This is a genomic window from Nocardia cyriacigeorgica (assembly GCF_010858045.1).
In the GTDB taxonomy this organism is placed as follows: Bacteria; Actinomycetota; Actinomycetes; order Mycobacteriales; family Mycobacteriaceae; genus Nocardia; species Nocardia cyriacigeorgica_E.
The window spans coordinates 29,118-40,572 of record NZ_JAAGVC010000031.1 but is presented as its reverse complement, the minus strand read 5'-3'; the positions used below and the strand labels follow the sequence as shown (position 1 = coordinate 40,572).

The window sequence follows — 11,455 nt, the reverse complement described above, 5'->3', positions numbered from 1 at the left end:
GCTGTGATGGAGCGCGAAACGATCGTCCTTGACATGGCGGGCGCTGATACCCACGGGGAGGCCGCGCGGCTTCGTGAGCGTGGACCGGCGGCGCTGGTGGAGCTGCCCAACGGGGTGCCCGCGTGGTCGGTGACCGACGCTGCCGCGCTCAAGAGCCTGCTGGCCGATCCGCGGGTGTCGAAGGACCCCCGGCAACATTGGACGGCGTTCATCAACGGCGAGATCACCCAGGAGTGGCCGCTGTTCCCGTGGATCGCCGTGGACAACATGTTCACCGCCTACGGCACCGAGCATCGGCGGCTGCGCAGGCTGGTGGCGCGCGCGTTCACCGCGCGCCGCACCGCCGCCCTGCGTCCGCGCATCGAACAGATCACCGGCGAACTGCTGGACGCGCTCGCGGCGATGCCCGCCGGCGAGGTGGTCGATCTGCGGGCGCACTACGCCTACCCGGTGCCGATCCGGGTCATCACCGAGATGCTCGGTGTGCCCGAGGCATTGAACGCGGGCCTGCGCACCTGCGTGGACCGGTATTTCGACACCACCATCAGTCAGGAAGCCGCGGGGGCCAACTACGTCGAGATGTACGGGCTGGTCACCGAATTGGTCACCTATCGGCGGGTGAATCCCGGCGACGACCTGACCAGTGCGCTGATCGCCGCACGCGACGAGGAAGACGGCTCGCAGCTGAGCGAGAAGGAACTGGTCGACACGCTGATGCTGGTCATCAATGCCGGGCACGAGACCACGGTCAACCTGCTCGACCAGGCCATCGTCGCGCTGCTGACCCATCCCGAGCAGCGCGCGGCGGTGGAGTCGGGCCGGGTGCCGTGGACCGACGTCGTCGAGGAGACGTTGCGGTTCCAGGCGCCGGTCGCGCATCTGCCGCTGCGCTACGCCGTGGACGACATCGAACTCGACGGGGGAGTGCACATCGCCAAGGGCGAGGCGATCCTGGCCTCCTACGCCGCGGCCAGCCGCGATCCGAAGGTGCACGGCGCCAGCGCCGACGTCTTCGATCTGGAGCGGAAGAACAAGGATCATCTCGCCTTCGGCTACGGCGCCCACCACTGCCTGGGGTCGCCGCTGGCGCGGATGGAGGGTGAGCTGGCGCTGCCCGCGTTGTTCGCCCGGTTCCCCGGCCTGCGACTGGCCGTTGAAGAGTCCGAATTGCAGCCGGTGGTCAGCTTCGTCTCCAACGGTCATCAGCACCTACCGGTTTATCTGAGCGCGGAGCGGTAACAAGTTTCTTGATGAGTCTCAACTGGGCAACGCACCATTCGAACGCGTCCACCGGTTCGTGCCCGGTTCGGCACGTATCTCCGCACGATGCCGATGGGCCGCGGGTTTCGCTGTATTCGGCGGAATTCGCGGCCGATCCGCACGGCGCCTATCGCGAGATGCGCGAGCGCTTCGGACCACTGGTCCCGGTCGAACTGTCACCGGGTATCCACGCGACGCTGGTGATCGGATATCACACGGCCGTGCGGATCCTCAACGATCCCGAGCATTTCCCGGCCGACCCCCGCATGTGGCAGAAGGACATTCCACTCGATTGCCCGGTGCTGCCGATGCTGGAATTCCGCACCACCGCGTTGCGTACCACCGGCGCCGAGCATCTGCGCTATCGCTCGGCGAACACCTGGGCACTGAACCAGGTGGACCTGCACGGCTTGCACGCGACCGTCGCGCGGATCGCGGCGTCGCTGATCAACTCGTTCTGCCAGGACGGCAGCGTCGATCTGATCGGCCAGTACGCCTTCCCATTGACGTTCGCGGTGCTCAACGAGCTGCTGGGCTGCCCGCCCGATATCGGTCAGCGGGTGGCCACCGGGATGGCCGCGATCTTCGAAGGCATCGACGCCGAGCAGGGCAACGCGATGCTGGAGCAGGCACTGGCCGAGCTGACCGAGCGCAAACGCCGCGAGCCCGGCGACGACCTGACCACCCGGCTGTTGCGGCACGAGACCGGGCTGTCGGACGCGGAAATGGTGCAGCAGCTGGTGGTGCTCTACGGGGCAGGCATCGAGCCGCTGCAGAACCTGATCGTCAACACACTGCGGCTGATGCTCACCGACGACCGGTTCGCCGGCAGTGTGCTCGACGGCAGCCTGTCGACCCGCGACGCGCTCGACGAGGTGTTGTTCACCGACCCGCCGATGGCCAATTTCTGTAGCACCTATCCCCGTCAGCCCACCATGGTGGACGGGGTGTGGCTGCCCGCGCACCAGCCGGTGGTGATCAGCATGACCGGCTGCAACAACGATCCGGCGATCAACAACGGGCAGTACGCGGACAACCGTTCGCATCTGGCCTTCAGCGCAGGCCCGCACGCCTGCCCGGCACGATCGGTGGCCTATCTGGTGGCGTGTGACGCCATCGACGAATTGCTGGACGCGCTGCCGGAGCTGGCGTTGGCGATTCCCGCCGAACAGCTCACCTGGCGGCCGGGCCCGTTCCATCGCGCGCTGTCGGCACTGCCCGCGGTCTTCCCGAAATCGCCGCCCCTGCCCACTCACTGACGGGTTCGCGCCCGCGACGTTCGTGCTCGCAACGTGCGTAGCCGCACGCCCAGGTTGCCAGGCGTGAGCCGTCATGTGATGAAGTCTCACAACGAAATACGAGTATTTCTGTTCGCTCGCGGGAGCGCCCGCCGCGACGGTACAGTCGGGCCTGCAGCTGTACACGGGCACCGGGAGTTGCCCGCACGAAGGGGGCGGAGGGTATGTGAGACCGCTGCTGTCGAACGCGGTTCGGGAGCAGGCAGCGGGGCTGTGGACTTCGAGGCTGTGCGCACAGCCGGCCGGAGCCGCCGCCCTCGCCGATCGTTTTTCTCGTGGGCATGGCGTACGGGCGCAGCGGCGCGCCCTGGCCCGCCCCTACGGCGACGACCGACGGTGACCCGGCGCCGTCCGGTCGCTTCTCGCCGAGGTCAGACCTGGAGTTCGTATCGTGACCATGCACCAACTCGCCGACACCGGCCGATCCTGTCCCGTCACCCGGGCCATGCCGATGGATACCGACGGGCCTCGTATCTCGCTCTACGCGGCGGAATTCGCCGCCGACCCGCACCGGGCCTATCGGGAGATGCGGGAACGCTACGGCGCCCTCGTCCCGGTAGAACTGGCGCCCGGCGTCCCCGCCACCCTGGTGATCGGATATCGCACCGCGGTGCGCATCCTCAACGATCCGGACCATTTTCCCGCCGATCCGCGTGTGTGGCAGAAGGATATTCCGCCGGATTGCCCGGTGCTGCCGCTGCTGGAATGGCGTCCGCAAGCCCTGCGCAGCACCGGCGCCGAGCACGCCAGGTACCGGCAGGCCTACACCGAGGCCATCAATGGCGTCGACCTGCACACCCTGCACAGCACGGTCGAAAAGATCGCGATCCCGTTGATCAATACCTTCTGCGAGTCCGGCTCCGCGGAGCTGATCAGCCAGTACGCGTTCCCGCTCACCTTCGCCGTGCTCAACGAAATCCTCGGTTTCCCAGCCGAACTCGGGCAGCGGGTGGCCACCGGCATGCAGGCGATCTTCGACGGTATCGACGCCGAGCGTGGCAATGCGATGATCACCGAAGCGGTGATGGAATTGGTCGCCGATAAACGGGTGAATCCCGCCGACGACATCGCCACCCGGCTGCTGAATCATCCGGCGGCGCTGACCGAGGAAGAGATGATCCATCAGCTGGTCACTCTCTACGGTGCGGGGATCGAGCCGCAGCAGAACCTGATCGTCAACACCGTGCTGTTGATGCTCACCGACGATCGCTTCGCCGGCAGCGTGCTGGGCGGGAGCCTGTCCACCCGCGACGCGCTCGACGAAGTGCTGTTCACCGACCCGCCGATGGCGAACTTCTGCGTGAGCTATCCACGCCAGCCGATCCTCATCGACGGGGTGTGGCTGCCCGCGCATCAGCCCGTGGTGATCAGCATGACCGGCTGCAACAACGATCCCGAGGTCAGCGCCGGCCGCTACGTCGACAACCGTTCGCATCTGTCGTGGAGCGCCGGCCCGCATGCCTGCCCGGCCAAATCGGTGGCCTACCTGGTGGTGCAGGACGCGATCGACCAGTTGCTCGACGTGCTGCCCGAGATGCGGTTGGCGGTGCCGCCGGATCAGCTGAGTTGGCGTCCGGGCCCGTTCCACCGTGCACTGGCCGCCATGCCGGTGGTGTTCCCGCCCTCGCCGCCATTGACGGTGCGCTGAGGTTCGGGCCGCTTCCCGCCGCTCCGGGAAGCGGCCCGCCGCGGCGCCGGATGCGGGGACCGATCAGTTGGTTTCGATGTCCCGGTGCCGGAAACCCAACGCGCCCACCACGCACAGCAGCGCCGCCACGACCGCGGTGATCAGTACCGGCGCCGCCGCGAAATCCACCGCAGGCACCAGCGGGATATTGTCGAAGGGGGAGATGCTCATCAACCAGTCCGGGAATTTCAGGGTCGCCCCGAACATCAGCACCACGAAGCAGAACGCCAGCGCGATCCAGGCGCCGACGGTGGCCAGTGGCAGAAATCCGAACAACACCACCGTGATTCCGCCCAGCACCCACACTGCGGGCAGGTAGGTCAGCGACGCGCCGAGCAGCGGAAGCAGCTGCGACATGTCCCCGGTCATCGCGCCGTACATCAGCCCCATACCGAACCCGCCGAGGGCGAGCACCACCGCCGAGCCGGCCAGCATGATCACCAGATGCCCGGCCAGCCAGCGCAGCCGCGGCAGATCGGTGGACAGCAGCGGCTCCACCCGCCCGGCCGCTTCCTCCGCGCGCGGGCGCAGGCCGGCGGAGATCGTGTAGGCCGAACCGATCAACGCCAGCAATCCCGCAGACATGGCGTAGAAGGCGTCCACCAGGCTGCCGACGTCCTGCCCGAGCATCTCGCCGAGATCGACGTCGCCGAGCAGATCGCCCACATCGTCGCCGATCGACCCGAAAGCCAGCCCGGCCAGCAGCATCCCGACCGACCAGCCGATGAGCGATCCGCGCTGCAATCGCCAGGCCAGTCCGAATGCACTCCGCAAGGATTCTCCCGCGCGCGCCGGCCCGGGGCGTGGTGGCAGCACGCCCGCACCGAAGTCGCGATGATCGAGCACCCGCCGCGCCGCGAGTGTGATCGCGACGGCCACGGCGAGCGAGAGCAGTGCGGGCCACCAGATCTCGCCGTCGTAGGGCCGCATGGCCTGCCCCCAGCCCAGCGGTGACAACCACGACAACACCCCGTTACCCACATCGCCGACCGCGCGCAGCACGTACGACACCGCGATCGCGGCCCCGGTGATGCCGTAGACCGCGCGGGTGCTCTCGGTGAGCTGGGCCGCCAGCAATGCGATGGCCATGAACACCAGACCGGCGCAGGTGGCGCCGACACCGAGTGCGATCGAACCGGCCGCGGGCAATCCGTAGGAGATCAGGCTCAACGCCACGGCCACGCCGTAGACCAGGTTGGCCAGCACCGCGAGGATGGTCGCGCCGGTGAACCCGGCGTGCCTGCCGACCACGCCGGAACGGATGAGCTCGTCGCGGCCGGTCTCCTCGTTGGCGCGGGTATGCCTGCCGATCAGGAACATACTCATCAACCCGGCGACGATCATCCCGAAAGCGCTGGCCTGGAACGCCACTTGGCCGCCGATGGTGTCGAGCACCCGGGGCGGGCCCGCCATGGCCACCATGGCGGCATTGCCCTGCATGCTGGCCGCGACCCGGTCCAGATCGGCCTGGGTCGGATAGGCGACGTCCACGCCGACGGCCTGCGAGTAGTAGACGAAGGTGCCGCCGAGTAGCCAGCAGGCCAGCGCGATGCGTTCCCGGCGCAGGAAGAAGCGGGTGAGGATACCGGTGCCGGTGAGCGTCGTCGTGGTCATGATTCCTGCACTCCCGAGGCCGCGAGCTCGTCACCGTAGTGGCGCAGGAACAGCTCTTCGAGGGTTGGTGGCTGGCTGGTGAGGGTACGGATACCGAAGCCGGTGAGGTGGCTGATGGCCGCGTCCAGATCGACGGTGTCGACCTGGAACCGGGCGCGATTGCCCTCGACCACCAGATCGTGCACGCCTGCGAGCTCGTCCAGCCCGCTGGGCGGGCGGGTGGTCTCGCAGGCGATCGAGGTGCGGGTGAGGTGGCGCAGGTCGGCGAGGCTGCCGGATTCGATGGCCTTGCCGTGGCGGATGATCGTTACCCGATCGCACAGTGCCTCGACCTGGGCCAGGATATGGCTGGACAGCAGGACGGTACGGCCGTGTTGTTTCACCACCTCGGCGATGCATTCCTGGAAGACCGCTTCCATGAGCGGGTCGAGTCCCGAGGTCGGTTCGTCGAGCATGAGCAACTCCACGTCCGAGGCCAGCGCCGCCACCAGCGCCACCTTCTGCCGGTTGCCCTTGGAGTAGGTGCGGCCCTTCTTCGTCGGGTCCAGATCGAATCGCTCCAGCAGTTGCGCGCGGCGCTTTTCGTCCAGTCCGCCGCGCAGTGTGCCCATGAGATCGATGACCTCGCCGCCGGTGAGGTTGGGCCACAGGTTCACATCGCCGGGTACGTAGGCCAGCCGCCGATGCAGTTCGGCGCCGTGCTGCCACGGGTCACCGCCCAGCAGCGTGGCGGTGCCGCTGTCGGCGCGCAAGAGACCGAGCAGAACTCGGATGGTGGTCGATTTGCCGGCGCCGTTGGGGCCGAGGAAGCCGTGCACCTCACCGGTGGTGACGTGGAGGTCGAGCCCGTCCAGCGCGCGGGTGCGGCCGAAAGTCTTGACCAGGTTGGTGATATCGATTGCCGCAGACATGTTTCAACGGTAGCGACGCGTGCACGTCGATGCGGGTCAACGGGAATCACCGGTGTGGCGGCGTACCGGGCTGCCTGCGTGCGTGGCTGCTCGATCGGTGCCGCCGCCATCGTCGTCCTTCGCCGCGGCGGCGCGGGCCAGGATGACCGGTCGTTCACACACCGCGCTCCGACCGGCCGTGGGGCCGAGTGATCGACGCCACAAGTTGAGAGCCACGGTTAACTTACCCTATAGTAAGTTATCGCGTTGCCGAGGTTGAAAGGCGTAGAGGGGCTCACATGGTGTCGCTAGTGGGGGATCTACCGCGCGCTGCGCGCAATATCTGGTCGCTGTCGTTCGGTGACGGTATCGAGCCGTACGCGCCCACGCCGTCGACGGTCGTCTACGACGAGCCGCACCGCTGCTTGCGCCGGTTCGATCGCGACGAACCGTCCACCCAGCGCCCGGTGCTGCTGGTGCCGCCGCTGGCGGTCACCCCCGCCTGCTTCGATCTGCGCGACGGGCAGAGCTTCGTGCAGTTCCTGCTGGAAACCGGCAGGCAGCCCTACGTCATCGACTACGGCCAGATGACCTACGCCGACCGTGACCTCGGGCTGGAGGAATGGACCCACGACATCGTCCCGACCGCGATCCGGCGGGTCAGCCAGGAGCACAACGGCGCGGACGTCGAGGTCATCGGCTGGTCGCTGGGCGGCATCCTCGCCGTACTGGCCGGTGCCGGGCACGCGGATCTGCCGATCGCCTCCATCACCGCCATCGCTCCGCCGTTCGATCAGCGTAAAACCGTGACGGTGGCGCCGCTGCGAATGCTCGGTGCGGTCACCGGTGGACGCGAAGTCGATCTGGCCACCCGGGTATTCGGCGGGATCCCCAGCTACATCGTGCGCACCGGGTTCCGGGTGCAGGCCTTCCAGCGTGAGCTCACCCGCCCGCTGTTCGTGGCGCGCAACATCCTGGACGAAGACGCGCTGGCCCGGATGGAGGCCATCGACCGGTTCATGGCGATGATGCCCGGCTATCCCGGCCGGCTCTACCGGCAGATCCACCGATCGTTCATCCTGCGCAATGAGCTGGTCACCGGCACCATCCGGTTGCGGTCGGATCTGGTGGTCGAAACCGCGAAACTCACCTGCCCGGTGCTGATTCTGGGCAGCCGGACCGACTTGGTCGTGCCCGCGGCCGCGGCCCGGGCCGGGCTCGACGTGCTCACCGGTGCGGAGGTGCGGTTCGAGGAGGTGCCCGGCGGTCATCTGGGCATCCTGGCCGGGCCGGCGGCGCGCGAGACGACCTGGCGCGTGATCGACGAGTTCCTGGCTCGCTGAGCGGCTCGGCGAACGGCTCAGGTCGCGGCGCGCAGGAGCCGCTCGCCCAGCTCACGGCAGCGGTCGCGGAATTCGACGGGCTCCTCGATGGTGAAATCGGCCCCGGTCAGGGCGAGTTGGAGTACGAGCCATTCGAACGAATCCACCCGGGTGACCACCCGCGACTGGTCCGCGCCGAGCGCTTCGATATCGCAGTCCTGGAATTTCAGCGCGTCGCGAATCGTCGCGGCGGGAGCGTCGACGACGGCGACCGCGCGATACCTGCGGGCGGTGAGCCCGGCCCGTAGGTACGCGATACCGGATTCGGCCGGTAGTGGGCGCGGGGTAAACCGGGCACCGGTGGCCACGGCGTCGGTGATGCGGTCCAGCCGGAAGGTGCGCCAGTCGGCGCGATCGAGATCCCAGGCCAGCAGATACCAGCGCAGATGCAGGTTGACCTGGCGATACGGTTCCACCCGCCGGGTCGAGCGCGCGCCCGACTTATCGATGTAGTCGAACCGGACCCGCTCGTGTGCGCCTGCGGCGGCCCCGAGCAGGGCCAGCAGTTCGGCGTCGACCGCGGGCGCGATGAGCGGAGCCGCCTCGAGCGACGCGCGTACGGCTTCGGCACGCAATCGCAGCCGGGTGGGCAGGAACTGGTCGATCTTGCCGAAGGCCCGGTCGGCGGCGGCGCCGATATCGGTGTGCGCGTTGGCCGGCGGTTCGTCGGTGCCGGTGGCGCCGAGCAGGGCCAGCGCGATGAGGGTGGCGACCGCCTCGTCGTCGTCGAGGACCAGCGGGGGCAGTGTGCGCCCGGCCGCCAGCTGGTAGTAGCCCGTCGGCCCCGGCTGGGTGGTGACCGGGTACCCGTAGCTGCGCAGCCGATCGATATCGCGGCGCAGCGTGCGGGCGCTCACGCCCAATCTGGCCGACAGATCCCGGCCGCTGTAGCGGCGCCCGGTCTGCAAGGTGGCCAGCAGTTCCAGCATCCGGCCGGTGGTATCGGACATACCTCCATTGTCCGCCGATTGCGGTCAAGATCCGTCCGCATCTGGGCCTACCGTCGACAGTGTGACTCGATCAGCTACCGCACCGACCCGACCGGCGACCGCACCGGAGCGCGCGATCCGCATCCGGGCAGCACGGACCAACAATCTGCGTGAGGTCGATATCGACATCCCGCGCGGGCAGCTCGTGGTCTTCGCCGGGGTGTCCGGTTCGGGTAAATCGTCGCTGGTGTTCGACACCATCGCCGCCGAGGCCGGATATCAGCTCAACGAGACCTATCCGCCGTTCGTCCGCAATCGCCTGCCGCGCTGGAGCAGGCCGGACGTCGACGCGATCGACGGACTCTCACCGGTGGTGGTGATCGACCAGAAGCGCCTCGGCGGCAACGCCCGCTCCACCGTCGGCACCATCACCGACGCCTACACCTACCTGAGGTTGCTGTACTCCCGGGCCAGTGAGCCGTATGTGGGCGAGTCCAACCACTTCTCGTTCAACGATCCGGCGGGCATGTGCCCGGCCTGCGCGGGACTGGGCGAGACCCTGGCCACCGACGTGGAGCGGGTGCTCGACCTGGACAAGTCCCTGGAGCAGGGCGCGATCCTGCTGCCCGGCTTCGGCAACGGCCAGTACTGGTACAAGCAGTACGCCGATATCGGATCCTTCGATCCGGCGACGCCGCTGCGCGAGTGGACACCCGACGAACGTGCCGCCCTGCTCTACGGCGGCGCGGCGGCCGCGCGGCTCGGCACCCGTCCACCCAAGGACTACGAGGGGGTCGTGGAACGGTTCGAGCGGATCTACCTGCACACCGCCGATGAGATGTCGGAACGCAAACAGGCGGTGGTGCAACGCTTCACGCGCACCGAGCGGTGCCGCGAGTGCGACGGCGAACGGCTCACAGCCGCGGCCCGCACCGCGACCGTGCTCGGCCACACCATCGTCGAACTCGGGCGAATGGAGATCGACGAGCTGGTCGAGGTCGTCGGGGGAGTGCGCGAACCGGCCGTGCGGCCCGTGGTGGACGCCTTGCGCGAGCGACTCGGCGCCCTGGTCGCCATCGGACTCGGCTATCTGACGTTGTCGCGCCCGACGCTGACGCTGTCCGGCGGCGAATCCCAGCGCATCAAGACCATCCGGCATCTGGGCAGCAGCCTCACCGAAATGCTGTACATCTTCGACGAACCCACCATCGGGCTGCACCCGCATGACGTGCGCGCGATGACCGAACTGCTGAAACGCTTGCGTGACAAGGGCAATGCGGTGCTCGTGGTCGAACACGATCCGGACGTGCTGCGGATCGCCGATCAGATCGTCGAGATCGGGCCGGGCGCTGGCACCGACGGCGGGCGGGTGGTGTTCCAGGGCGGATTCGACGACCTGCTGCGCGCCGACACCCCGACCGGGCGCGGCCTGCGTCAGCAGCGCACCCCCCGAACGCCACGAACCGCCGCGGGAAAGATCCGCATCGAGAACGCCACCCGCAACAACCTCGCCGGGCTCGACGTCGACATCCCGACCGGCGTACTCACCGTGTTCACCGGCGTGGCCGGCTCCGGCAAATCCAGCCTCGCCGCCGAACTCGCCGCACAGCATCCGGCCACCGTCGTCGACCAGCGCCCGGTGAGTACGAACCGGCGCTCGACGCCGATCACCTACACCGGGATCGCGCCCGCCATCCGCCAGCTGTTCGCCCGTCGTCATGCGGTGCCGGCCGCGCTGTTCAGCGCCAACTCCACCGGCGCCTGCCCGGCCTGCAAGGGTCTCGGGGTGATCTACACCGATCTGGCGTTCATGGACGGTCAGGAGGTGGTCTGCGAAACCTGCGGTGGACGGCGGTTCATCGAGGAAGTGCTCGGCTACCGCGTCGACGGTCTCTCGATCGCCGATATCGACGAGCTGACCGTCGATGAGGCATTGCGACGGCTGAGCACCCCCGCGATCACCAAGGCGCTCGGCCATATCGCCGACGTCGGCCTCGGCTATCTGCGGCTGGGCCAATCACTGACCACACTGTCCGGCGGGGAATGCCAGCGCCTGAAGATCGCCAAGGAGCTGGCCGCCCGCGCCGAGCACACCCTCTACATTCTCGACGAGCCGACCACCGGTCTGCACCTGTCCGATATCGACACCCTGCTCGCGGTGCTGGACGCCTTGGTCGGCAAGGGCGACACGGTGGTCGTCATCGAGCACAACCTGGAGGTCATCCGGCGCGCCGACCGGATCGTCGACCTCGGGCCGGGGCCCGGTCGTCGCGGCGGCCGGATCATCGTCGAGGGCACCCCCGAGCAGCTGGCCGCCTGCACCGCGTCGGCCACCGGGCGGGCACTGCGCGAAGCGATCGGGTGATTCCCGGCGACGACCCCGCCCGACGCCATC

The 11,455-nt window shown here is 68.2% G+C and carries 8 protein-coding genes; 5 read left to right on the top strand and 3 right to left on the bottom strand.

The window, feature by feature from the left end:
• Positions 1-6: 6 nt before the first annotated feature.
• The 3 genes from GV790_RS21845 (at position 7) to GV790_RS21835 (ending at position 4,206) form a co-directional block, all read left to right on the top strand.
• On the top strand, positions 7-1,239 hold the full coding sequence (locus GV790_RS21845; protein WP_163815502.1) for a cytochrome P450 family protein: 1,233 nt from the start codon (positions 7-9) through the stop codon (positions 1,237-1,239).
• A gap of 158 nt (positions 1,240-1,397) precedes the next feature.
• Positions 1,398-2,519: a cytochrome P450 gene (locus tag GV790_RS21840; RefSeq protein ID WP_163815500.1), complete on the top strand. Its 1,122-nt coding sequence runs from the start codon at positions 1,398-1,400 to the stop codon at positions 2,517-2,519.
• A gap of 436 nt (positions 2,520-2,955) precedes the next feature.
• On the top strand, positions 2,956-4,206 hold the full coding sequence (locus tag GV790_RS21835; protein WP_175585974.1) for a cytochrome P450: 1,251 nt from the start codon (positions 2,956-2,958) through the stop codon (positions 4,204-4,206).
• A gap of 63 nt (positions 4,207-4,269) precedes the next feature.
• Here the strand turns inward: GV790_RS21835 and GV790_RS21830 are convergent, their stop codons facing one another.
• Complete coding sequence (locus GV790_RS21830; RefSeq protein WP_163815496.1) at positions 4,270-5,859, bottom strand: ABC transporter permease; 1,590 nt, start codon at positions 5,857-5,859, stop codon at positions 4,270-4,272.
• Complete coding sequence (locus GV790_RS21825) at positions 5,856-6,770, bottom strand: ABC transporter ATP-binding protein (protein WP_163815493.1); 915 nt, start codon at positions 6,768-6,770, stop codon at positions 5,856-5,858. Before GV790_RS21825 ends, GV790_RS21830 begins: the two co-directional genes overlap by 4 nt.
• 278 nt (positions 6,771-7,048) lie before the next feature.
• Between GV790_RS21825 and GV790_RS21820 the strand changes: the two genes are divergently transcribed.
• Entirely contained in the window at positions 7,049-8,092 is a 1,044-nt protein-coding gene (locus GV790_RS21820; RefSeq protein WP_163815492.1) for an alpha/beta fold hydrolase, read from the top strand.
• A 17-nt stretch (positions 8,093-8,109) separates the two neighbouring features.
• On the opposite strand, the gene GV790_RS21815 is transcribed toward GV790_RS21820, so the two are convergent.
• Positions 8,110-9,081: a helix-turn-helix transcriptional regulator gene (locus tag GV790_RS21815; protein ID WP_256673450.1), complete on the bottom strand. Its 972-nt coding sequence runs from the start codon at positions 9,079-9,081 to the stop codon at positions 8,110-8,112.
• A 61-nt stretch (positions 9,082-9,142) separates the two neighbouring features.
• Here GV790_RS21815 and GV790_RS21810 point away from each other — a divergent pair, with 61 nt between their 5' ends.
• Positions 9,143-11,425, top strand: a complete 2,283-nt coding sequence (locus GV790_RS21810; protein ID WP_309139024.1) for an excinuclease ABC subunit UvrA — start codon at positions 9,143-9,145, stop codon at positions 11,423-11,425.
• The last annotated feature ends 30 nt before the right edge of the window (positions 11,426-11,455 follow it).

Coding starts and splice junctions, on each gene's coding strand:
- GV790_RS21845 (WP_163815502.1), top strand. CDS start 7: ATGGAGCGCGAAACGATCGTCCTTGACATGGCGGGCGCTGATACCCAC.
- GV790_RS21840 (WP_163815500.1), top strand. CDS start 1,398: ATGCGCGAGCGCTTCGGACCACTGGTCCCGGTCGAACTGTCACCGGGT.
- GV790_RS21835 (WP_175585974.1), top strand. CDS start 2,956: ATGCACCAACTCGCCGACACCGGCCGATCCTGTCCCGTCACCCGGGCC.
- GV790_RS21830 (WP_163815496.1), bottom strand. CDS start 5,859: ATGACCACGACGACGCTCACCGGCACCGGTATCCTCACCCGCTTCTTC.
- GV790_RS21825 (WP_163815493.1), bottom strand. CDS start 6,770: ATGTCTGCGGCAATCGATATCACCAACCTGGTCAAGACTTTCGGCCGC.
- GV790_RS21820 (WP_163815492.1), top strand. CDS start 7,049: ATGGTGTCGCTAGTGGGGGATCTACCGCGCGCTGCGCGCAATATCTGG.
- GV790_RS21815 (WP_256673450.1), bottom strand. CDS start 9,081: ATGTCCGATACCACCGGCCGGATGCTGGAACTGCTGGCCACCTTGCAG.